Here is a 22696-nt window from a genome sequence, read left to right on the forward strand (position 1 = left end):
CTATAAAATACATTCATTTCTAAGATAGCAATCTTATTAAAGTTCTATTATTATACCTTCAATTTATTGGAAAAGAAATCATTTCGATTTATTTTTTTTCGATAAAATGAATAATATCATTTGCTGTTTCTTCAATAGCTTTATCTGAAACATCAATAACGGGGCAACCAATCTTATCGACTAACTTTTCAAAGTAATCTAATTCTTCCTGAATTCTAGCTTCAGTTGCATATCTAGCTTTATCACCTAATCCTAATTGTTTTAATCTCTCTTTACGTATACGATTTAATTTTTCTTCACTAATTTTTAACGCAATACATTTTGATGGATCAACATTAAATAAACCGTCTGGGGGAGTCACTTCAGGTACTATTGGAATATTCATTACTTTATAGCTTTTATGTGCTAAATATTGAGATAAAGGTGTTTTTGATGTTCTTGAAATGCCAAGTAACACAATATCTGCTTTCGGCAATCCTTTAGGATCTTTTCCGTCATCGTATTTAACAGCAAATTCGATTGCATCGATCTTTTTAAAATAAGCATCGTCCAATCGATGAACCATCCCAGGTTCATAATAAGGTGTTTCTTCTATAGAATTCGATAACAATTCCATTAGTGGACCCATGATGTCAACAGATTTCAATGCATGTTCATTGACTTTTGATATCATATACTTTTTAATTTCGGGTTTTATTAATGTATAAACAATGATTGCATTCGTATCTTTAGCAACTTGAATGACTTCATCAACATTTTCGAATGATTCGATATATGGATATCGAAGGAATTCATGCTTACATTGTTTAGGATTGAATTGTGAAACGCCTGCTCTTGCAACGAGTTCCGCAGTTTCACCAATTGAATCAGAGGCAACAATTATCTTTATATTATCCATGTATTTACCACCTATTCTTTAAATAATGAAACGAATAATTTAGTGATTGTTGTTTTAGAGATGCGACCTATTACTTCAAATTTGTCGTTTTTTTTAGGTCTAACAATTGGTAATGAATCTATCTCCTTATCAATCATTTGGTTTGCAGCATAAATAACGAGTTCCTGTTCTTTTAAATATGAAACATTAGGCATTCTAGTCATATTTACACTGATAGGCATTGTATGTATGTCCTCACCAATCATTGAGGCACGAAGTAAGTCTTTCCTAGAACATACTCCTACAAAATCGTTATTCTCATTTGTAATAAATAATGTACTGACATCTTCTAAAAAGATGGTACATATAGCATCATAAACAGTCATGTTTTCTTTTATGACAACAGGATGCGACATATAATCTTTTACAACATATTTTCGTAATTTTTCGTTTATGATTTTATTTTTAGATTTACCAGAATAGAAATAACCTACTCGAGGACGTGCCTCTATAAAACCAGACATCGTGAGTATAGCTAAGTCAGGACGTAATGTAGCACGAGTTAAATTGATTTTTTCAGCTATATGCTCGCCCGTGATAGGTCCTTCCGATTTAACAATCTCTATTATTTGTTCTTGTCTTTGACTTAATTCTATAGGTCTTCACCCCTTTATAATACTTATTCATTATAACTTTTATTTTCAATTGCTACAAATACATATAAACACTTGCTATTAAAAATTATTTCAATTAGAATTATTAATAAGCGAGTTAAGGATGGTGTAAGCTTAACAAATATATTTTGGCATATGATTAAATTTTTATAAAAGCGAGTGTTTACACTAATTTGGGTGGAACCGCGGGTTGAAATGTAAATAAACACATGTTATTTCAACAATGTGTTTTAAATAATTTAAACTCGTCCCAAGATAATATTGCATAATCTATGTGTATTGTCTTGGGGCGTTTTTATGTATAAGGAGAGGCTTTTATGGTTAAAAATATGGATACAATTGTACAACTTGCGAAGCATAGAGGATTTGTATTCCCTGGTAGTGATATTTATGGTGGATTATCAAATACATGGGATTATGGTCCGTTAGGTGTTGAATTAAAAAATAATATTAAAAAAGCTTGGTGGCAAAAATTTATTACGCAATCACCATACAATGTAGGTATTGATGCTGCGATTCTTATGAATCCAAAAACATGGGAAGCATCAGGACATTTAGGAAATTTTAATGATCCTATGATCGATAATAAGGACAGTAAAATTCGTTATCGTGCAGATAAATTAATCGAAGATTATATGCAAAATGAAAAAGGTGACGAAAACTTTATAGCAGATGGCTTAAGTTTTGATGAAATGAAAAAAATTATTGATGATGAAGGAATTGTTTGTCCGGTCAGTAAGACTGCAAACTGGACTGATATCCGTCAATTTAATCTTATGTTCAAGACTTTCCAAGGCGTTACTGAAGATTCTACTAATGAATTATTTTTACGACCTGAAACAGCTCAAGGTATTTTTGTGAACTATAAAAATGTTCAACGTTCTATGCGTAAAAAATTACCTTTTGGTATTGGTCAAATTGGTAAATCATTCCGTAATGAAATCACACCAGGAAACTTTATTTTCAGAACAAGAGAATTCGAACAAATGGAACTTGAATTCTTCTGTAAACCTGGTGAAGAAATTGAATGGCAAAATTATTGGAAAACTTTTGCAAGTGAATGGTTAACAGATTTAAACATCTCAGAAGACAATATGCGCCTTAGAGATCATGATGAAGATGAATTATCACACTATTCCAATGCTACTACTGATATTGAATACAAATTCCCATTTGGTTGGGGAGAATTGTGGGGTATTGCGAGTCGTACAGACTATGATTTAAGACAACATAGTGAACATTCAGGTGAAGATTTTAAATATCACGATCCTGAAACTAACGAAAAATACATTCCTTATTGTATTGAACCATCTCTTGGTGCAGATCGTGTGACTTTAGCATTTTTATGTGACGCGTATGCTGAAGAAGGTGTTGAGGGTAGTAAAGATGCACGTACAGTTATGCATTTCCACCCAGCTTTAGCACCATATAAAGCGGCGGTACTACCATTGAGTAAAAAATTATCAAGTGAAGCTATTAAAATTTTTGAACAACTAAGCTCTAGCTTTGCAATAGACTTTGATGAATCACAATCTATTGGTAAACGTTATCGTCGTCAAGATGAAATAGGTACACCATATTGTATCACTTTTGATTTTGACTCATTAGAGGACAACCAAGTAACAGTGCGTGACAGAGATAGTATGGAGCAAGTACGTATGCCAATATCAGAACTAGAAACATTTTTAGCTGACAAAGTTAAATTTTAGTTTACTATTTATTTATAAGTAAAAATTTTGAATATGAATAAAGCTCCTATCTTAAGTTTTAACAACAGCAGATAGGAGCTTTTTATGATAAATTTATTCTGAAATCTTTTCACAATGAATCTTTTTCTAATCTATTTAATTGGTTTATTAATTTTTGACTTTTAAAAAACATACCAGCATACTCACGATAAAGCATGATAAGTAATTCAGACATTTCATTTAATATGTCTTGCTGAATATTTAGATGATTCATCTTACTTATGGGTAATTGCTGTAGGATATTAAGAAGATATAAGGTGCGATTAGAGAGCTGAAAAGCATGTTGATCCTGATATAATGCAGATTCTGAAATAGCACCGTCATATTTAAAACTATACGCTATAAGTTTTGATTGATCTTGAATGCCGGTAATTGCACAGTGATCAAATGAAGCTGTGAATCCAAATTTAGACATACTTTTTAATAAGACGATTACAGACATTAATTGTGCTGGAGTTCCTTCGTTAATTTTGGAAAGAACAAACTGAAGCAAGTCATAATTATATTTTGAAACCTCATTCTCTTCCATTGATCGGTCAATTGTTTCAGCACATAAAGATGCATAGCTACTTTCAAATAAGTCGAGTTGGAGTTCATAATGTTGATTAATCACATCAACAGAATTTAGTGTTCCCATGCCTCGCCATTTATTATAAATAAATAAGCCATATACGAAAAGCTGTGTATTTGCTTGAAATCCAGACTTAACTTTTTTTGCTCGTCTGGCCATTAGTGGTATTTTAGTACCGTATTCATTTAATATTGTAATGATTTTATCTGACTCACCATAATCAACAGATTTGATAATGATGCCCTTTTGTTTCATTAGCATCAGTTGATCACCAACCTTCTATTGATTAATCTTGATCTTCAACATATCCAATTTGTCTTATAAAATTAACCTTATTTCTCCAATCACGTTGTACTTTCACCCATAATTCAAGATAAACCTTCGAGCCAAGTAACATTTCGATATCTCTACGTGCACGTTTACCTACTTCTTTAAGCTTTTTACCACCTTTACCTATTACAATACCTTTTTGTGAATCTCTTTCAACATAAATTGTCGCCTCAATACGTACTTTATCTTCATCCTCTTTAATCATACGATCGACATTGACACCAATTGCATGTGGAATTTCTTCACTAGTCAAATGAAGAATTTTTTCTCTAATGATTTCACTCACTACAAATTGCTCAGGATGGTCAGAAATTTGATTGTCAGGATAATATTTAGGCCCTTCTGGTAAATAAGATTTTAATACATCAATAAAATGATCAACATTCAACCCCTCTAAAGCAGAAATTGGAATTATGTCTGTAAAATCCATATATGACTGATATTGTTCAATTTTTGGCATCAATGTATCTGGATGAACCAAATCAATTTTATTTAAAACTAAAAATATAGGTGTTTTGACGTTTTTTAGCATTTCCATTATATACTCGTCTCCTCTACCTATATCTTCATTTACATTAACCATAAACATAATAGCATCAATTTCAGAAAGTGTATTTTTAGCTACTCTCATCATGTAATCTCCTAATTTATGTTTAGGCTTATGGATACCAGGTGTATCGATAAAGATGATTTGCGCATCATCTCTTGTCATCACACCTTGTATTTTATTTCTAGTTGTCTGAGCTTTATCTGACATAATAGCAATTTTATGTCCTATTACTCTGTTTACAAAGGTAGATTTACCTACATTAGGTCTACCGATTATTGAAACAAATCCTGATTTATGTTCTGTCATTAATTTAAATCCTTTCCAGAAAATCCTAATGGTAATAATTCACCAACTGTAGCTTCTATCATATCTCCGTTTTGATTGGTCATATATACAGGCATATCTTTATCACAAAGTTCCATCATCACCTGGCGACATGCGCCACATGGGGACGAGGGTTTATCAGCATCGACAGTAACTGTAATGGATTCAAAATCACCTGGTTGATAACCTTCTGATATAGCGCTTACTAAACTTGATCTTTCTGCACATATCCCCATCGGGTATGCAGCGTTCTCAACATTTGCTCCGTGAAAACACCGACCATCTTTCGTTCTTAAATAAGCACCAACTTTAAAGTTACTGTATGGTGCGTAAGCATTTTTTTGTGCCTCTCGGACTTCTTTAAAGTAGTGTGATTGATAACTCATTACATTCCTCCCTTAAATATTTCTAATATATATGGTATAAAAACGATTAGCCCAATACATATTGAAACGATTGAAACGATGACAACACTAAACGCAGCTATATCTTTAGCATATTTTGCATATTCGTGATAGTCAGTTGTAATTAAGTCGACAACAAATTCAATTGAGGTATTAATAGCTTCAAAACTTAAAACAAGTCCTATAGCTACAATGATTAATATCCAATCTATACGATCAATATTTAACACAATTCCTAATATGATAACTATTATAGATGCTAAAATGTGGAATAAGAAATTTTGGTCTTTTTTTAAAATTGCGCGAAAACCTTCATATGCATATTTAAAACGTTTCATATTAATTTCTAGTTAAACCAAATTCGTTAAGTATAGCATCTTGTCGACCAAACATTTCTTTTTCATCATTATCATTCATATGATCATATCCTAGCAAATGTAAAAAGCCATGTAATGCTAAAAATCCTAATTCACGCTCAAAGGAGTGTCCGTAGCTTTCTGCTTGTTCTTTGGCAACATCTGTACATATAATAATATCACCTAGAACACGTGGTATATCAAAGTCATTGAAATCTATTTCTGGTTCATCTTCTTCTAGAGCAAATGAAATGACATCAGTAACTTTATCTTTGTCACGATATACTTTATTTATATTTTGAATTTCCTCTTTATCTACAAAAGTTACTGATAATTCAGCATCATTAAGAATATTTTCTTTCTTTTTAGCGAATGTTAATAATTGATCTATTTGGTCAAACCAAGACGATTCTACTATACCTGTATGGTCACTAAAATCTATAGTAAACATTTATTCAACTCCTTCATAACGATTAATAATTTTACTTACAAGTGGATGTCTAACTACATCGCTTTGATCCATTTTCATAATACTTATGCCACTGACACCACTTAGTTTTTTTACCGCTTCTTTTAAACCACTTTTTACCCCTTTTGGTAAATCGATTTGAGTTTGGTCACCAGTGACAACCATTTTTGATCCAAATCCTAAGCGGGTAAGAAACATTTTCATTTGTGCATGTGTCGTATTTTGAGCTTCATCTAATATAACAAATGCATCATCTAGGGTTCTACCTCTCATATATGCTAATGGTGCAATTTCTATTACACCACGTTCGATGAGTCTTTGAGTTTGCTCCCTACCTAAAACAGTATTTAACCCATCGTAAAGGGGTCTTAAATATGGATCTACTTTTTCCTTTAAGTCACCTGGTAGAAATCCTAGAGATTCACCTGCTTCAACAGCAGGTCTCGTTAGAACAATACGCTTAACAGATCCTTTACGTAGTTGTTTAGCCGCATATACGACTGCTAAAAAGGTTTTACCAGTTCCAGCTGGACCAATGCCGAATACTAAATCATTACGCTTCATAGCATTAATATATATACGTTGTCCCATAGTCTTAGCACGAATTGTTTTACCATAAGCATCTTTTGTAATTTCTTCATCGTATAAATCTAACAAATGATGAATTGTATTATTGTCGGCCATTTTTATAGCAGCCTCTACATCTTTAAGCGTAATTGTATTACCTAATTCAATTACTTTAAGTAAATTTTTTAGAACTAATTCTGCTTTTTCAACATGCTCTAGCTTTTCACCTTTAACAGCAATTTCTTGACCTCTAGCATGTATTACGACATTAAAATGTGCTTCAATCGCTTTTAGGTTTTCATCATTATTTCCTATTAAAGCTTGAGATTGATTAATATCGTCAATTTGAATTATTCCTGGCATAAACGCGCTCCTTTTCAAGTTACGTAAATTTAATTTTTCATCAACGTGAGATAAATTTCATAATATAAAATATAGCTCGATACATCAATATTGTATCATGCTTGCTATGAATAAATGATGAATTAAACTCTCATTATCATTCATAGCTAAAATTCATTTTAAATCTTAATTAAATTTTACTAAAATACCTGTTTTTAGACAAATTAAAAAGAGAGTATACCGTAATAAATTACAATATACTCTCTTATATACTTAAATATTTAGATTAATGTTTGAAAAATTAAAATTAATTAAAGCTGTTTTGGTTTACTTAAAATTTCTGACCAAATAATACCATTAATAACTTCATCACTATCATATTGAAAAGCAGAGTGCGACATGTTTTTCTCAACATTCCTAGAATTTAGTAGTTGTTTTAATCGATATCGCTTTGTTCTTTCTGAGAGATATTTATCGTTGATAATGTCTTGAGCTTTTCTCTCAATCATAACAAGTTGCTTTTCTTTTTCTTTATCAATTTCTCTCCGTACATCAATTAAATTTTTAGTTACATCTTGTTCAAGTTCCTGCTTAAGTTTTTCATAATTATCATCTCTTGATGTTGTCTTATCTGGCTGAGGAATATTTTGATGTTCATGAGTAGACGTTGTTTGACGTTTAGATTGTGAAGTATTTTGTCTTTCTTTAGGATGTGATGTGTTTTTCTTTTCTTTTTCATTCCAATCTTTATTCAGTGGTGGTAATGAAGTTTCATAAGGTTTACTCTGTTTTTTTTCAGGTTCATCATTTAATTCGTCACTAATTTCTTTAAAAGTTTTTTCTAATTTTTCAAAGAAACCACCTTCTTGAGGTTGCTCGTTTGAGGGTTTTTGATTGGGTCTTTGATTTTGTCTGTCCTCGTGACTTTTATCTCGTAATGCGCTAACACCTGTAATTATCACAGATATGATGAAAATGATAATGCCAATATTCATCTTATCACCTCTTCATTATTGTTGTGGTGATTCATCATCGTTTTGATCAGTGCGTTTATTTATTGCATTTCTCATACCTGTATCCGCTTCAATATTTTTAAGGTTATAATAATCTTTAACTCCAATATTGCCTGATCTTAATGCTTCCGCCATAGCTAAAGGTACTTCGGATTCAGCTTCAACAACTTTAGCTCTCATTTCTTGAACACGCGCTTTCATTTCTTGTTCAGAAGCAACAGCCATTGCGCGACGTTCTTCTGCTTTTGCTTGTGCAATGTTCTTATCAGCAAGTGCTTGTTCTGTTTGTAAATCAGCACCGATATTTTTGCTAATATCAACATCGGCAATATCGATAGAGAGAATTTCGAATGCAGTTCCAGAGTCTAAACCTTTACTTAGTACTGTTTTTGAAATATTATCTGGATTCTCGAGCACTTCTGTATGATGCTCACTAGAACCAATTGTAGATACTATACCTTCTCCGACCCTAGCAATGATTGTTTCTTCACCAGCACCACCAACAAGTCTTGCTATGTTAGCGCGTACGGTAATACGAGCTTTTGCCTTAACTTCGATACCATTCATAGCTACACCTGCAATAAATGGCGTTTCAATAACTTTTGGATTAACTGACATTTGTACTGCTTCTAATACATCTCTACCTGCTAAATCAATGGCAGCGCCTCGCTCAAATGGTAAATCGATATCAGCTCGTTGTGCTGCAATGTTTGCATCAACAACACGATCAACATTACCACCTGCTAAGTAATGAGACTCAAGTTGATTTGTAGTTAAGTTTAAACCAGCTTTATGCGCTTTGATCAGAGGTGCGATAACTTTTCTTGGTGAAACTCGTCTTAAACGCATCCCCACAAGCGTGCCTATTCCAACATGTACTCCAGCAGCTAGTGCTGAAATCCATAATCCGACCGGAACAAATGAAAACAGAATGAGTAGTGCAACTACTATAATGACTGCAATGATTATAAAACCAATACTAAACATTAAATCGCTCCTTTTTATTTTTCGATTTCTCTAACAACAACACGTGTACCTTCCACTTCAAGAATCTTAACTTGTCGATTACGTAAAATAAATGATCCATCAGATACTGCGTCTATTCGATCATTGTCACAAGTTATAATTCCTGCTGGTCTTAAATCGGTAACAGTATGTGCGGTTTTTCCTACAAGATGAGAGCGGTCGTCATGTGAACGATAACCTGCTTCAGAATTTGTTGAATCCTTTAAAATAACTTTATCTAAAAATGGAATTTTTCTATTGAATATTTTCACTAAAATCACCCATTCTACAATTGATAATATTAATGCAACTATAACATTTCCAAGCATTAATAAAATATTGTCACCAAGTATAATAATACTTAGTGTTATTAGAATAATACCAATCATACCAATTACAGCGCCTATAACAAATAATTCAATGATGAGTAGTATGAGGCCAATTGTAAACAGTAATACTGACATCACATTGACATCGCCATTAATTAGGAATGCTAAAAATAAAAGTAGTAAAGCAAGTAATGCAATTATTCCCATTAAGTTTATGCGTCTTGAATATAGTTGGTATAAAAAGCCGATAAATATAATACAAGTGAAAATAAGAGAAACAAAAGGTTGAGTGATAAACTGTGCAAGGCTTTCAACCCAATTCATCCCATTTAAAGGTTTTGCCATAAAAAGCATATGTATTAGATGTAAGTTATCCATTTTTTCACCTCGCCCTCAAAATAATTATACATGAAACGAAACATATCATATAGTCATTTACATATCTATAATAAAAATAGTATGTTAATTTAGTAAAATAAAAACGCAATATAAGACGATATAAAATCAAAGCATTTTAACCATTACTCAAACGCAATTAAATATAGTTGCAACAGTTTGTTACAGTTACAAGCGTAAAGTCGGACATAAAAATGAAAAAACTGAGACATATCAATAACACACACTTGAAAAGATTATACACTTTCTATCATGGTATTATGGTAATTTAGATATACGCATAGCTTCTATTATTAGTTTGGACAGATATTTTAGTTTTAAGTGATCCACTAAATCAATCATTACTGCTGATACCTTTTTTCATTGCCTTATAGTTTTTTAATATCCAATTCTATATCTTTTCTAATATTTTCTAGTATGTTGAGAAAATGTGTAGCTTTCAGCATTTTGATATCATCGCTAACAATACTTGACTTGTGTTTAATTTTGAATATTCAATGGTTCCAAAATTGTTTTAAATCATACTCATCTACTTTCATTTCAACTGCTTGATATTTTGTTTCTATCGAATAAGATTTTCTTTTAATAGAAAAACACTTTCGCATGAATCAATTTAATATGAATTCAACGAAAGTGTTTTTTACCGATATTTGGGGATAGCTCAATCATTGTCCCAAGTTTTGACTTATTAACAATTAAAGACTAGAACTGAAATACGTTAAAAACAAATAAATCAGTTCTAGTCTTCATTTCTCGATAGAACAGTGAATTCAATTCAAATTCTGTCCTAATATATAATTAACATTCTTGTTGAGGGAGTCAACAGAGCTATTAATTATTTGAATTTACGTTTACGTGCAGCTTCAGATTTCTTTTTACGTTTTACGCTTGGTTTTTCGTAAAATTCACGTTTACGTACTTCTTGAATAGTTCCACTTTTTGATACTGAACGTTTAAATCTACGTAAAGCATCTTCTAGTGATTCATTTTTACGTACTACTGTTTTAGACATCTGTATTTCCCTCCCTCCAAATATCAACGGAACTTTATAGTCATTGCATAGTAAAACTATGCAGTTATTAGTATAATATAACTCTAAATGACGGTCAATCAGTAAAATTTACAATTTTTTATTAATTAAACAAGTACTTCTTTTTCAGATTGATTCGTTGCATGTTTAACAACACGTATTGCTTTGCCTTCATTAATTGGATAATTAGCTTTAACTATCTTAACTTTCACTATTTGACCTATTAATGAGTCATCTCCTTCAAATCTTACCTTCATATAATTGTCAGCATAGCCAACAAGTGTATGTGGTTCTTCACCCATTTCTTCAGGTATAACTTCTAAAACTTCATCTTCAAATTTAGAAGCATATTCTTTAGCTAATTGATTACTTAGACTAATTAGTTTGTGCACACGAACATTTTTTGTTTCTTCATCAATTTGATTGTCCATTCTTGCAGCAGGCGTTCCTATTCTAGGAGAATAAGGGAATACGTGTAACTCTGAAAAATGATGATTTACGATGAAATCGTAAGTTTCTTGGAATTCCTCTTCAGATTCTCCAGGGAAACCAACAATTACATCACTAGTAACTGCTAAATCTGGTAATGCTTGATGTAATTTTGTCAATCTTTCTGAAAAATGTGCCATCGTATATTTACGTCTCATACGTTTTAACACATCATCAGACCCAGATTGTAACGGTATATGTAAATGACGTACTACCTTATTTGAATTTCCAATGACATCAATAACTTCATCAGTAAGTTGACTTGCTTCAATCGAAGAAATACGTATACGTTCAAGCCCTTCAATAGTATCTAGATCTCTTAGCAATTGTGCTAGATTATAATTTTTAAGGTCTTGCCCATAACCACCAGTGTGAATACCCGTTAAGACAATTTCCTTATAACCAGAGTTAACAAGTTGAGTAGCTTGTTCTACTACTTTTTCTGGATCTCTAGAACGCATCAATCCACGTGCCCACGGGATAATACAGAACGTGCAAAAATTATTGCACCCTTCCTGTATTTTTAATGAAGCACGCGTTCTATCAGTAAAGTAAGGAACTTCTAATTCTTCATAAGTTCTATTTTTCATAATATTACCTACACCATTAATAGGTTGTCTCTCTTCCTGAAATTGTTGAATATAATCTAACAATTTATGTCGGTCTTGAGTACCTACAACGATGTCAACACCAGGGATTTCCATAATCTCGGCAGATGATGTTTGTGCATAACATCCAGTTACACAAACGACTGCATCAGGATTTTGTCTAATCGCTCTTCTAATTATCTGACGACTTTTTTTATCCCCTGTATTTGTCACCGTACATGTATTAATAACAAATACATCAGCATTTGTTTCAAATTCTACTCTTTCATAATTTGCATCTTTAAATAATTGCCAAATTGCCTCAGTTTCGTAATGATTTACTTTACAACCTAATGTGTGAAACGCAACTGTTGACATAATCTTCACCCCAATAATTCTTTTTCATAACTTACTGCACTTAAAGCGTAAAGAGGTGCAGTTTCAGCACGCAAGATACGTGGACCTAATCCAACTATAGTACTTACATCACCGAATAATGCAATTTCACTATCTGATAACCCACCTTCAGGTCCAAATATGATTAAAACACGGTCCTGTGTCTTAAATTGTTTAATTGTTTGCTTAAATTGACTTAATTCACCGTGCTTTGCTTGTTCTTCATATGCTATAAGAACATAGTCATATTGACTTATCATACCATAAATTTCTTTTAAATTCGACTTAAATTTTATATTTGGTATTGTTAAACGATAACTTTGTTCTGCAGCTTCCTTTATAATTTTTTGCCATCTCGATAATTTCTTTTCTACTTTAGAATCATTGAGCTTGACCACAGAGCGTTCCATAGCTACAGCTATAAATTCGTTTGCCCCCATTTCAGTTGCTTTTTGTATCATCCATTCATATTTATCTGCTTTGATTAAACCACTACATATTGTAATGTTCTGAGGTAGTTCAGTGTTAATTTGTTGTTTTTCTTCTAATTTAATTTCAATCGATTGATCGTTTATTGAAATAATTTTACATCTAAATACATTTTCATCTGAAAAAGTGACAATGATATTTTGTCCTTCTTTATAACGCATAACATTCACGATATGATGATAGTCTTCTTTGTTCTCAATAAAAAAGCACTGATTTTCATCAGCGCTTTGATTCATAAAATATCTTTGCAAATTATCCACTCACTTTCTGACCAACTATACAAACCCAGCCATTGTCATGTTCTACTGAAATAATTTTGAAACCAATACGCTTCATTTGTGATTCTATATCTTGATACTTTTCTTCAATAATACCTGATGTGATAAAATAACCATCTTCAATTAAAGTATTATAAGTATCTTCAATCATTTCTTCAATAATATGAGCAAGAATATTTGCAATAACGATATTAAATTTCTCATTTTCATTTTTTAATAAATTACCTGGAACTGCTTCAATTGCATCATCACAATGATTTTTCTTAAAGTTTTCTTTTGCCACATTTACAGCCATTTCATCTATATCTAATGCCTTTATTCTTTGAACTCCAAGTAAATGACTAGCAATACTTAAAATGCCTGATCCTGTTCCAACGTCGATAACTGAATCCGTTGGTTTTACAAACGTTTCAATTGCTTTTAAACACATACTTGTAGTTGGATGATCACCTGTTCCAAAAGCCATACCTGGATCTAATTCAATGCACAATTCGTTATCATTTTCTTTAACATATGATTCCCAACTTGGTACAATCGTAAATTGTTTTGAAGCTCTAAATGGATGAAAATAATTCTTCCATTCATTTTCCCAATCTACTTCGGCAATAAGTTTTTCTTGATAATCATAAATTGTTTTATCAATTTGCTGAAGATTCAATATTTCATGATTAATGTTGGATTTTAAGTTTTCATTATAAGTGAACTCATTAAAATAAGCTTTTAATCGAACTCCTTTTTCAGGATAATCTTCAGGGTTTAAATCATAAATTTCTCCAAACTTATCAACAGGTTGTTCTTCTAAAATATGTGAATCTTCAATTACAACTCCATTAGAGCCATAACTTTCAAGAATTTCTGTAACATCGTATTCTACTTCGTGATTAACTACAATTGAGAGTTCCATCCAATTCATTGACTATTCTCCTTTAAAGAATCTTTTTGCTCTATCTTTGAAATTAGATGACTGTTCATTTATATCTTCACCATTAATTTCAGCAAATTCTTTTAATAATTCTTTTTGACGGTCATTTAATTTTGTTGGTGTAATCACTTTTATGTTGACAAATAAGTCACCGTAACCATAGCCATGAACATTCTTTACACCTTTATCTTTAAGTCGGAATTGTTTACCCGTTTGTGTACCTGCAGGAATGGTTAAAACAACATTACTTTTAAGTGTAGGTATCTTTATTTCATCACCTAGTGCAGCCTGTGAAAAGCTAATATCTAGATTATAGTAGATATCGTCTCCATCACGTTCAAACGTATTGGATGGTTTAACTCTGAACACCACATATAGGTCACCATGCGGTCCGCCATTAACACCAGGTGAACCTTCTCCAGCTAAACGAACTTGTTGTTCGTTATCCACACCTTCAGGAACAGTTACTTCTAGTTTAACTGTTTTATTTTCAGTACCTTTTCCTTTACATGTTGGACATGGCTCTTCAAATTCTTGTCCACTACCTTCACATTTAGGACAAACTTGTTCAGTTCTAACTCTACCCAAAATAGTATTTTGTTCAACAGAAACACGACCAGCGCCATTACAATAGCTACAAGTTTTTTTACTTGTACCAGGTTTAGCGCCATCACCGTTACATGTATGACATGTTACATCTTTTTTTATTGATATTTCTTTTTTTGTCCCGAATACAGCCTCTTCAAATGTTATTGTCATTGTGTATTGAAGGTCATCACCTTTGCGAGGTGCATTAGGATCTCTTTGACGTGAACCGCCACCAAAGAATGAGCTGAAAATATCTTCAAATCCACCAAAGTCACTGCCGCCAAAGCCTTGACTACCAAATCCACCTTGTGGTCCGTCATGACCAAATTGATCATAATTTGCACGTTTGTTTTCATCACTTAAAACTTCATATGCTTCGGAGATTTCTTTGAATTTTTCGTCTGCGCCTTCTTCTTTATTTATATCTGGATGGTATTTTTTTGATAATTTACGATAAGCTTTTTTAATTTCGTCTTTAGAAGCGCTTTTGCTTACGCCTAAGACCTCATAATAGTCTCTTTTGGCCATAATTACCTCTCCTTTTATACGTTTAACAAGAATAGTTTATCTAATTGTTTCTTAATATCCAAATAAAAAGTCAAAGTCAATGATCGATTGACTTTGACTTTTTTACTAAAAACTTAATAGATAATTATAAGTCAGATACTAAACTTATTTTTTATCTTCGTCATCTTTAACTTCTTTAAAGTCTGCATCTTCAACAGTACTATCTTGAGAACCTTGTTCTTCTTGAGCTTGTTGTTGTGCTTGTTGAGCTTGTTCATAAACTTTTGCAGATAATTCTTGAATTACTTTTTCAAGTTCTTCTTTTTTAGCTTTAATATCATCGATGTCTTCACCTTCTAATGCTGTTTTAAGTGCATCTTTTTTCTCTTCAGCATTTTTCTTATCTTCATCACTAATATTTTCGCCTAAGTCTTTAACTGTTTTTTCAACTTGGAATACTAGACTATCTGCTTCGTTTCTCAAGTCAACTTCTTCACGACGTTTTTTATCTGCTTCAGCATTTTCTTCAGCATCTTTAACCATGCGATCGATTTCTTCATCAGATAGAGATGAGCTTGATTGTATTGTGATATTTTGTTCTTTATTAGTACCTAAATCTTTAGCTGTAACGTTAACAATACCGTTTTTATCGATATCAAATGTTACTTCGATTTGAGGTACACCACGTGGTGCAGGTGGAATGTCAGTTAATTGGAATCTTCCTAAAGTTTTGTTGTCAGATGCCATTGGACGTTCACCTTGTAATACATGAATATCTACCGCTGGTTGATTGTCAGCTGCTGTAGAATAAACTTGTGATTTGGATGTTGGAATAGTAGTATTACGTTCAATTAATGTGTTCATACGTCCACCCATAATTTCGATACCTAAAGATAATGGCGTAACATCAAGTAATACCACATCTTTAACATCACCAGTGATTACACCAGCTTGAATAGCAGCACCCATTGCTACAACTTCATCTGGGTTAACACCTTTATGTGGTTCTTTACCAATTTCTTTTTTAACAGCTTCTTGAACGGCCGGAATACGTGTTGAACCACCAACTAAAATAACTTCATCTATTTCTGAAGTAGATAAACCAGCATCTTTTAATGCTTGACGAGTCGGTTCCATAGTTTTTTTGATTAATGAATCAGCTAATTCTTCAAATTTAGAACGAGTTAAACTAATTTCTAGGTGTAATGGTCCATTTTCTCCAGCAGAAATGAATGGTAATGAAATTTGAGTTTGAGAAACACCAGATAAATCTTTTTTAGCTTTTTCCGCAGCATCTTTTAATCTTTGTAATGCCATTTTATCTTGTGATAAATCAACACCATTCTCTTTCTTGAATTCTGACACAAGATAATCAATAATTACTTGGTCAAAGTCATCACCACCAAGTTTATTATCTCCGGCAGTTGATAATACTTCAAATACACCGTCGCCTAACTCTAGAATAGACACGTCAAATGTTCCCCCACCTAAGTCAAATACGAGAACTTTTTGGTCTGTTTCAGTTTTATCTAACCCATAAGCAAGTGCAGCAGCTGTAGGTTCGTTGATAATACGTTCAACTTCTAAGCCTGCAATTTTACCAGCATCTTTAGTTGCTTGACGTTCACCATCATTGAAATAAGCAGGGACAGTAATAACAGCTTTGTCTACTGTATCTCCTAAATAGTTTTCTGCAGTGCTTTTTAAGTTTTGTAAAATCATTGCTGAAAGTTCTTGTGGTGTATAAGATTTACCTTCAATATCTACTTTATACTCTGTACCCATATGACGTTTAATAGATTGTACAGTGTTAGGATTTGTGATAGCTTGTCGTTTCGCTACTTCACCTACTTGAGTTTCACCATTTTTAAATGCAATCACTGATGGTGTAGTACGTGCACCTTCTGGGTTTTGAATTACTTTTGGTTCATCTCCTTCTAAGATAGAAACACAAGAGTTAGTTGTACCTAAATCAATTCCAATTACTTTACCCATAATATAATTCCTCCAATTTAATCATTTTATTTATTTCAATGTATTTTCAATCTAATTATTGATTTACTTTTACCATTGATGGTCTTAAAACACGATCCTTAAGTTTGTATCCTTTTTGCAATTCTTGAGTAACTTCACCTGATTTAAAATCAGGATTGTCATCTTGAACGACAGCTTGATGTAAATTAGGATCGAATTCCTTACCTTCAGCTAAAATTTCTTCAAGACCATTGTCTTTTAAAGCTCTTAGTAAACTTTCATGAACCATCTGCACTCCTTTTTGAAGTGATTTGAACGATTCATCATCACCTTCAATTTGTAGTGCACGCTCAATATTATCTATAGACGGTAAAATGTCAGTTAAAACACCTTGAGCTTTATAAGTAGCATTAATTTGATTTTCTTTTTGAATTCGGCGTTTATAATTTTCGAATTCTGCATATAATCTTAAATATTTTTCTTCATTATCATTTGCAAGCTTTTCTAATTCTTTAATTTTAGTATCTTGAGACTCTGACTCTTCATCCTTGATACTTTCTTCTGAATTATTTTCTGAATCGCTAGCATTAGCTTCACTATTATCTGTGTTAGATACTGAGTTTTCAATCTTTGTATCATTCTGATTATCTTCAGTTTCTACATTAATATCTTCCTCAGTATTATTCACTGACTGATCTTTTTCTGACATAGTCTGACCTCCAATATATTTCCAATTACTACCATATACGGTTTAATAATTGAATTACATTTTGATAATGCATTGCAGTTGGTCCGATTACTGCAATTTGACCTTTTAGTGACTCATCAAAATGATACTGACTAGTCACAATTGATATATCGCTTAAACTATCATCAATCTCTTTACCTATTCGGACACTGATTTGAGATGTTGATATATCTTCTAATAATTCAGTTATTTTATTTGATTCTATATATTGAAGAATCGGTTGAATAGATGAAACGTTGGACTCATTTAACGCATCAATAAGTTTAACCTTTCCACCCATATAAATGCTATTACTTTGATTACCAATTTGTAAATTTATCATCTCAACTACTTCATTTGCAAGCAATAGCTCTTCTTTTTGACTAAAGTAAGACTCGATGTTTTGAGTTAGTACTTTACAATTAAAACTGAAATGTTCGGTCAAAAAGTTTGCTATTTTATTTAAATTAATATTATTTAGTTGAGCATGCGATACAAAATGTATATTTTCAACATGTCCAGAAGAAAATACCATTACTAAAATAATCAAATGGTTATTAGCACGAATAAGATGTATATCATTTATAACATCTTGCTTGTGATTCGGGCGGACTACCAACGTTGCATATTGAGATTTCATAGATAATTCGTGTGCAAAGTTTGAAAGTGCAGTCGAACTATCATAATGATTCTCAATTAATAATTGATTTAAACGTTGAATTTTGTTTTGACTTTGATGAGATGTTTGTTCTAAAAGGCGATTGACATAATATCTAATCCCTGATTCAGATGGAACCCTTCCAGAAGATGTGTGTGTCTTCTCAATGAAATGCATTTCTTCGAGTTGCTTCATTTCATTTCTAATGGTAGCTGGACTCACATCCAAGTGATGACGATGAATTAGAGTTTTAGATCCAATCGGTTGTCCAAAATCAACATAATCTTCAACAATAGCATTAAGGATGCTTAATTGTCTTTTTGTAATCATGTTTTCACCTCATTAGCACTCTTTTATCTCAAGTGCTAATTATAATTTATCAAATTGGTCAAAGTAAGTCAATGTTAAAGCACTAAAATTTCTAACTTTTTATGAATTTAGCAAAAATGCTTCAAAAACCTCGTTACCTATGACTTTTCCACGTTCGGTTAAAGATATAAATTCTCTTTCTTCTTTTATGAGTCCCCTACACCTCAAATCTTTAATAGTTTCACCAAACACCTCATCGATTAATTTATTAAACTTTTTCTTAAAACGGCTTTTACTAACACCTTGATTCATTCTTAAACCAAGAAACATTTCTTCTTCCATTCTTTCGTTATAAGTAGGAGATGTTTCAGATAGTATTGGTTTTTTTCCTTCATTTATCGCTTTAATATAATGATTTACTGGATTAAGATTTGTGTAACGTACACCGTTTACATAACCACTTGCACCAGCACCAAAGCCATAGTATTCTTCATTTAACCAATATACTTTATTATGGTTTGATTCATGATTAAGTTTACTAAAATTAGAAATCTCATATTGATGGAATGATGAGTTTTTCATACGATCCATTAAAAATTGATACATTTCTGCCCCTAAATCTTCATTTGGTAATTTTAAATGTCCCTTTCTATACAAATTATAAAACTGGGTTTTAGGTTCAAGAATTAATCCATAACTTGAAATATGATCAATATCCAATGCAATGGCACGTTCTAGGCTGTCTTTAAAATCGTCGATAGTTTGTTGTGGTAAATGGTACATTAAATCCAAACTTATTGATTCAATACCTGCTTTTCGGGCATGACTAACAGCATTATATATATCTTCAGTTTTATGAGTTCTCCCTAAAATTTTTAATAGTTCAGGTTTAAATGTTTGTACACCCATTGATATTCTATTTACGCCATATTGTTTTAAAAGTACAACTTTTTCATAAGTTAACTCATCAGGATTAGCTTCAAAAGAAAATTCTCCGCTAATTGTAAATGTTTGATTAATTGCTTTAAGTAGCTTCTCAAGTTGTCTCATATTCAAGGCTGTCGGTGTACCACCTCCGACATACATTGTTTCAAGATTTCTGTTATTATCAACTTGCATCTCGTTAATAAGTGCGTCTAAGTATTCATCGACTGGCTGTTTATCGATAAAGTATTTATTGAAATCACAATAAGTACAAATTCTATAGCAAAATGGAATATGAATATATGCACTTTTTACACTCACTTTATAACCACCAATCTTTAAATCATTTATATAGTTTTCACATTATATACTTATATCATTCTAGACATTATAAAATGAGGTAAGACATAAAGAATGTCTATACCCCATTCATCTACATTATTCATCATCCATTTTTAATACTGCTAAAAATGCATCTTGAGGAATTTCCACATTGCCTACTGCTTTCATTTTAGCTTTACCTGCTTTTTGTTTTTCTAAAAGTTTTCGTTTACGACTGATATCTCCACCATAACATTTAGATAAAACATTTTTACCCATAGATTTAATGTTTGTTCGTGCAACAATTTTTTGACCAATAGCCGCCTGAACTGGCACTTCAAATTGTTGTCGTGGAATTAATGTTTTTAATTTTTCGACAAGCGCTTTTCCTCTTTCATATGCAAAATCTCTATGGACAATAAAACTTAGAGCATCAACTTTATCTCCATTCAGTAATATATCCATTTTAACAAGATTACTTTCTTTATTTTCAATAAATTCATAATCAAAAGAAGCATAACCTTTTGTATTAGATTTAAGTTGATCAAAGAAATCGAAAACTACTTCAGATAATGGAATTTCATAAACAATATTAACCCTTATATCATCAAGATAATCCATGTTTATAAATTGCCCTCTTTTACGTTGACATAACTCCATCACTGCACCTACATAATCATTCGGCACCATCATCGTAGCTTTGACAAATGGTTCATAAATATGTTCTATTTTATCTCTTTCGGGCATTTGTGCTGGATTATCAACTGAAACTTCAGAACCATCTTTTAAAATACATTGATAGATAACAGAAGGCGCTGTTGCAATGAGTTCAATACCAAATTCTCTTTCGATTCTTTCTTGAATAATCTCCATATGTAACATTCCTAAAAATCCAGTTCTGTATCCAAAACCAAGGGCTTGTGAAGACTCAGGTTCAAACTCTAAAGATGCGTCATTAAGTTGTAATTTTTCTAAAGCTTCTCTTAGGTCATTATAGTCTTTATTGTCAATAGGGAATAGACCACAATATACCATTGGATTCATCTTTTTATATCCTTGTAACGGCTTGTCGGCAGGTCTTTCAGCTAGAGTAATTGTGTCACCTACTCTAGAATCATCAACATTTTTGATGCTTGCGATAATATAGCCCACATCACCAACTGTTAATTCTTCTATCGGTAGTTGCTTAGGTGTATTGATTCCCACTTCTGTAACTTCAAATTCTTTACCGGTAGCCATCATTTTAATTCTATCACCAGCTTTAACAACACCATCAATAATTCGAATTGAAGATATTACTCCTCTGTATGGATCATATTCTGAATCAAAGATAAGTGCTTTAAGTGGGGCTTCAGGATCACCGTCCGGTGCTGGCACAACATCAACTATTTTCTCTAAAATTTCTTCAATACCTATATTTGACTTAGCACTTGCGAGTACTACATCTTCTTGATCTATACCTATAACATCTTCTAATTCTTGCTTAACTCTATCAGGCTCAGCTGCAGGCAAGTCTATTTTATTAACAACTGGCAAAAGTTCCAAATCATTATCTAATGCTAGATAAACGTTTGCTAAGGTTTGTGCTTCTATTCCTTGGGCAGCATCAACTACAAGAATTGCACCTTCACATGCAGCTAATGAGCGAGAAACCTCATACGTAAAGTCGACATGCCCTGGTGTATCTATCAAATGAAATGTATAAGTTTCTCCATCTTTAGCTTCGTATTTTAATCGAACAGCATTTAGTTTAATAGTAATGCCTCGTTCTCTTTCCAAATCCATAGAGTCAAGTAATTGATCTTGCATTTCTCGAGTTTCAACTGATTTTGTATTCTCTAAAATTCGATCAGCTAATGTCGATTTACCATGGTCTATATGCGCAATAATGGAGAAATTTCTAATATTTTCTCTTCTATTGTATCGTTCTTGCTTATCCATTTTATCCTTCTCGCTTTCATCTTTATAACCTGTCACTTCTATGTATCTTTGATATAGTAACGTTTTTATTACTTTAATGCAATATATCTTTGACATAATTAATTAAATGTAAATTCTAACATAACTATTATATCTAGTTCAGTAGTTCATTCCAACAATTAAAAAGTAATAAATTCAATTGAAGTTACTTTTAAATAAATGATTGCACAAATATAAGACATTTGATAAAATATTTCTTGTTGTAATCAAATAAATTTTGATAAGTTATGATCACTTTTAGGAGGTGACAGTAATGCCAAACATTAAATCTGCAATCAAACGTGTAAGAACAACTGAAACAGCTGAAGAAAGAAATATTTCTAAGAAAAACGCTATGCGTACAGCTGTGAAACGAGCTAAAACAGCTATCTCTACTGATGCTGAAAACAAAGATGAATTATTAAGATTTGCTATCAAACAAGTTGATAAAGCATCTCAAAGTAATTTAATCCATTCTAATAAAGCTGACCGTATTAAATCTAAACTTATGTCAGCTAATAAATAATGATTATTAAAACAGAGAGGCTGGGACATAATTCCTAGCAAAATAGCCAGTAAATGA

22 protein-coding genes and 1 pseudogene are annotated in these 22696 nt (G+C 32.0%); 2 read left to right on the forward strand and 21 right to left on the reverse strand.

Features of this window, described 5'->3' with window-relative positions; translation table 11 throughout:
• Positions 1–78: 78 nt before the first annotated feature.
• Together HMPREF3058_RS01710 and HMPREF3058_RS01715 are read right to left on the reverse strand one after the other, a co-directional pair.
• Positions 79–898: pseudogene (locus HMPREF3058_RS01710) on the reverse strand (pyruvate, water dikinase regulatory protein).
• 11 nt (positions 899–909) lie between these two features.
• Entirely contained in the window at positions 910–1533 is a 624-nt protein-coding gene (locus HMPREF3058_RS01715) for a transcriptional regulator CcpN (RefSeq protein WP_080033690.1), read from the reverse strand.
• Between the two features lie 335 nt (positions 1534–1868).
• On the opposite strand from HMPREF3058_RS01715, the gene HMPREF3058_RS01720 reads away from it, so the two are divergent.
• The gene (locus tag HMPREF3058_RS01720; protein ID WP_002457738.1) at positions 1869–3260 is read left to right on the forward strand and encodes a glycine--tRNA ligase; all 1392 of its coding nucleotides are present in this window, start codon (positions 1869–1871) and stop codon (positions 3258–3260) included.
• 109 nt (positions 3261–3369) lie between these two features.
• Here HMPREF3058_RS01720 and recO read toward each other — a convergent pair whose 3' ends face one another.
• The 19 genes from recO to lepA all read right to left on the reverse strand — a co-directional run bounded on the left by recO (position 3370) and on the right by lepA (position 22095).
• Positions 3370–4131 carry a DNA repair protein RecO gene (gene recO, locus HMPREF3058_RS01725; RefSeq protein WP_002490997.1) on the reverse strand — a complete coding sequence of 254 codons (762 nt, stop codon included), beginning with the start codon at positions 4129–4131 and terminating at the stop codon, positions 3370–3372.
• Between the two features lie 25 nt (positions 4132–4156).
• Complete coding sequence (gene era, locus HMPREF3058_RS01730; RefSeq protein ID WP_002490981.1) at positions 4157–5056, reverse strand: GTPase Era; 900 nt, start codon at positions 5054–5056, stop codon at positions 4157–4159.
• Entirely contained in the window at positions 5056–5460 is a 405-nt protein-coding gene (gene cdd / locus HMPREF3058_RS01735) for a cytidine deaminase (protein WP_002457741.1), read from the reverse strand. The genes era and cdd overlap by 1 nt, the downstream gene beginning before the upstream one ends.
• A complete protein-coding gene (locus HMPREF3058_RS01740; RefSeq protein WP_002490989.1) occupies positions 5460–5816 on the reverse strand; it encodes a diacylglycerol kinase family protein in 357 nt (118 codons plus the stop codon). Before HMPREF3058_RS01740 ends, cdd begins: the two co-directional genes overlap by 1 nt.
• 1 nt (position 5817) lies before the next feature.
• Entirely contained in the window at positions 5818–6285 is a 468-nt protein-coding gene (ybeY, locus tag HMPREF3058_RS01745) for an rRNA maturation RNase YbeY (protein WP_002490952.1), read from the reverse strand.
• Positions 6286–7233, reverse strand: a complete 948-nt coding sequence (locus HMPREF3058_RS01750) for a PhoH family protein (RefSeq protein ID WP_002475446.1) — start codon at positions 7231–7233, stop codon at positions 6286–6288. It lies immediately after the preceding gene.
• 290 nt (positions 7234–7523) lie between these two features.
• Positions 7524–8207, reverse strand: coding sequence for a hypothetical protein (locus HMPREF3058_RS01755; RefSeq protein WP_002487011.1), 684 nt, complete (start codon positions 8205–8207; stop codon positions 7524–7526).
• A gap of 15 nt (positions 8208–8222) precedes the next feature.
• A complete protein-coding gene (gene floA, locus HMPREF3058_RS01760) occupies positions 8223–9212 on the reverse strand; it encodes a flotillin-like protein FloA (protein ID WP_001830989.1) in 990 nt (329 codons plus the stop codon).
• A 14-nt stretch (positions 9213–9226) separates the two neighbouring features.
• Positions 9227–9937 (reverse strand): NfeD family protein, encoded by a 711-nt coding sequence (locus tag HMPREF3058_RS01765; RefSeq protein ID WP_002490953.1) that lies wholly within the window; start codon positions 9935–9937, stop codon positions 9227–9229.
• Between the two features lie 853 nt (positions 9938–10790).
• Positions 10791–10967 carry a 30S ribosomal protein S21 gene (rpsU, locus tag HMPREF3058_RS01770; RefSeq protein WP_000048060.1) on the reverse strand — a complete coding sequence of 59 codons (177 nt, stop codon included), beginning with the start codon at positions 10965–10967 and terminating at the stop codon, positions 10791–10793.
• 125 nt (positions 10968–11092) lie between these two features.
• On the reverse strand, positions 11093–12439 hold the full coding sequence (mtaB, locus tag HMPREF3058_RS01775; RefSeq protein WP_002490957.1) for a tRNA (N(6)-L-threonylcarbamoyladenosine(37)-C(2))-methylthiotransferase MtaB: 1347 nt from the start codon (positions 12437–12439) through the stop codon (positions 11093–11095).
• Positions 12440–12444: 5 nt separating this feature from the next.
• A complete protein-coding gene (locus tag HMPREF3058_RS01780) occupies positions 12445–13197 on the reverse strand; it encodes a 16S rRNA (uracil(1498)-N(3))-methyltransferase (protein ID WP_002490973.1) in 753 nt (250 codons plus the stop codon).
• A 1-nt stretch (position 13198) separates the two neighbouring features.
• Positions 13199–14137, reverse strand: coding sequence for a 50S ribosomal protein L11 methyltransferase (gene prmA, locus HMPREF3058_RS01785; RefSeq protein ID WP_002446565.1), 939 nt, complete (start codon positions 14135–14137; stop codon positions 13199–13201).
• A gap of 3 nt (positions 14138–14140) precedes the next feature.
• Entirely contained in the window at positions 14141–15262 is a 1122-nt protein-coding gene (dnaJ, locus tag HMPREF3058_RS01790; RefSeq protein WP_002490941.1) for a molecular chaperone DnaJ, read from the reverse strand.
• 144 nt (positions 15263–15406) lie between these two features.
• Complete coding sequence (dnaK, locus tag HMPREF3058_RS01795; RefSeq protein WP_002490970.1) at positions 15407–17236, reverse strand: molecular chaperone DnaK; 1830 nt, start codon at positions 17234–17236, stop codon at positions 15407–15409.
• 55 nt (positions 17237–17291) lie between these two features.
• Positions 17292–17924 carry a nucleotide exchange factor GrpE gene (gene grpE, locus HMPREF3058_RS01800; RefSeq protein ID WP_002457748.1) on the reverse strand — a complete coding sequence of 211 codons (633 nt, stop codon included), beginning with the start codon at positions 17922–17924 and terminating at the stop codon, positions 17292–17294.
• 28 nt (positions 17925–17952) lie between these two features.
• Positions 17953–18930: a heat-inducible transcriptional repressor HrcA gene (gene hrcA / locus HMPREF3058_RS01805; RefSeq protein WP_002490945.1), complete on the reverse strand. Its 978-nt coding sequence runs from the start codon at positions 18928–18930 to the stop codon at positions 17953–17955.
• A 99-nt stretch (positions 18931–19029) separates the two neighbouring features.
• Entirely contained in the window at positions 19030–20154 is a 1125-nt protein-coding gene (gene hemW, locus HMPREF3058_RS01810; protein WP_002446570.1) for a radical SAM family heme chaperone HemW, read from the reverse strand.
• Positions 20155–20271: 117 nt separating this feature from the next.
• On the reverse strand, positions 20272–22095 hold the full coding sequence (gene lepA, locus HMPREF3058_RS01815) for a translation elongation factor 4 (RefSeq protein WP_002457751.1): 1824 nt from the start codon (positions 22093–22095) through the stop codon (positions 20272–20274).
• Between the two features lie 292 nt (positions 22096–22387).
• Here lepA and rpsT point away from each other — a divergent pair, with 292 nt between their 5' ends.
• Positions 22388–22639, forward strand: a complete 252-nt coding sequence (rpsT, locus tag HMPREF3058_RS01820; protein WP_001831221.1) for a 30S ribosomal protein S20 — start codon at positions 22388–22390, stop codon at positions 22637–22639.
• Positions 22640–22696: the final 57 nt, after the last annotated feature.

Origin of the sequence: Staphylococcus sp. HMSC068G11 (assembly GCF_001815825.1) — a bacterium.
Classification (GTDB): domain Bacteria; phylum Bacillota; class Bacilli; order Staphylococcales; family Staphylococcaceae; genus Staphylococcus; species Staphylococcus epidermidis.

Excerpts from the sequence above, each read along its gene's own strand:
- floA (WP_001830989.1), bottom strand. The coding sequence starts at position 9,212 with ATGTTTAGTATTGGTTTTATAATCATTGCAGTCATTATAGTAGTTGCA.
- hrcA (WP_002490945.1), bottom strand. The coding sequence starts at position 18,930 with ATGATTACAAAAAGACAATTAAGCATCCTTAATGCTATTGTTGAAGAT.
- cdd (WP_002457741.1), bottom strand. The coding sequence starts at position 5,460 with ATGAGTTATCAATCACACTACTTTAAAGAAGTCCGAGAGGCACAAAAA.
- HMPREF3058_RS01765 (WP_002490953.1), bottom strand. The coding sequence starts at position 9,937 with ATGGATAACTTACATCTAATACATATGCTTTTTATGGCAAAACCTTTA.
- mtaB (WP_002490957.1), bottom strand. The coding sequence starts at position 12,439 with ATGTCAACAGTTGCGTTTCACACATTAGGTTGTAAAGTAAATCATTAC.
- HMPREF3058_RS01720 (WP_002457738.1), top strand. The coding sequence starts at position 1,869 with ATGGTTAAAAATATGGATACAATTGTACAACTTGCGAAGCATAGAGGA.
- dnaK (WP_002490970.1), bottom strand. The coding sequence starts at position 17,236 with ATGGGTAAAGTAATTGGAATTGATTTAGGTACAACTAACTCTTGTGTT.
- lepA (WP_002457751.1), bottom strand. The coding sequence starts at position 22,095 with ATGGATAAGCAAGAACGATACAATAGAAGAGAAAATATTAGAAATTTC.
- HMPREF3058_RS01740 (WP_002490989.1), bottom strand. The coding sequence starts at position 5,816 with ATGAAACGTTTTAAATATGCATATGAAGGTTTTCGCGCAATTTTAAAA.
- dnaJ (WP_002490941.1), bottom strand. The coding sequence starts at position 15,262 with ATGGCCAAAAGAGACTATTATGAGGTCTTAGGCGTAAGCAAAAGCGCT.
- grpE (WP_002457748.1), bottom strand. The coding sequence starts at position 17,924 with ATGTCAGAAAAAGATCAGTCAGTGAATAATACTGAGGAAGATATTAAT.
- rpsU (WP_000048060.1), bottom strand. The coding sequence starts at position 10,967 with ATGTCTAAAACAGTAGTACGTAAAAATGAATCACTAGAAGATGCTTTA.
- recO (WP_002490997.1), bottom strand. The coding sequence starts at position 4,131 with ATGCTAATGAAACAAAAGGGCATCATTATCAAATCTGTTGATTATGGT.
- HMPREF3058_RS01755 (WP_002487011.1), bottom strand. The coding sequence starts at position 8,207 with ATGAATATTGGCATTATCATTTTCATCATATCTGTGATAATTACAGGT.
- rpsT (WP_001831221.1), top strand. The coding sequence starts at position 22,388 with ATGCCAAACATTAAATCTGCAATCAAACGTGTAAGAACAACTGAAACA.
- prmA (WP_002446565.1), bottom strand. The coding sequence starts at position 14,137 with ATGAATTGGATGGAACTCTCAATTGTAGTTAATCACGAAGTAGAATAC.
- era (WP_002490981.1), bottom strand. The coding sequence starts at position 5,056 with ATGACAGAACATAAATCAGGATTTGTTTCAATAATCGGTAGACCTAAT.
- HMPREF3058_RS01750 (WP_002475446.1), bottom strand. The coding sequence starts at position 7,233 with ATGCCAGGAATAATTCAAATTGACGATATTAATCAATCTCAAGCTTTA.
- ybeY (WP_002490952.1), bottom strand. The coding sequence starts at position 6,285 with ATGTTTACTATAGATTTTAGTGACCATACAGGTATAGTAGAATCGTCT.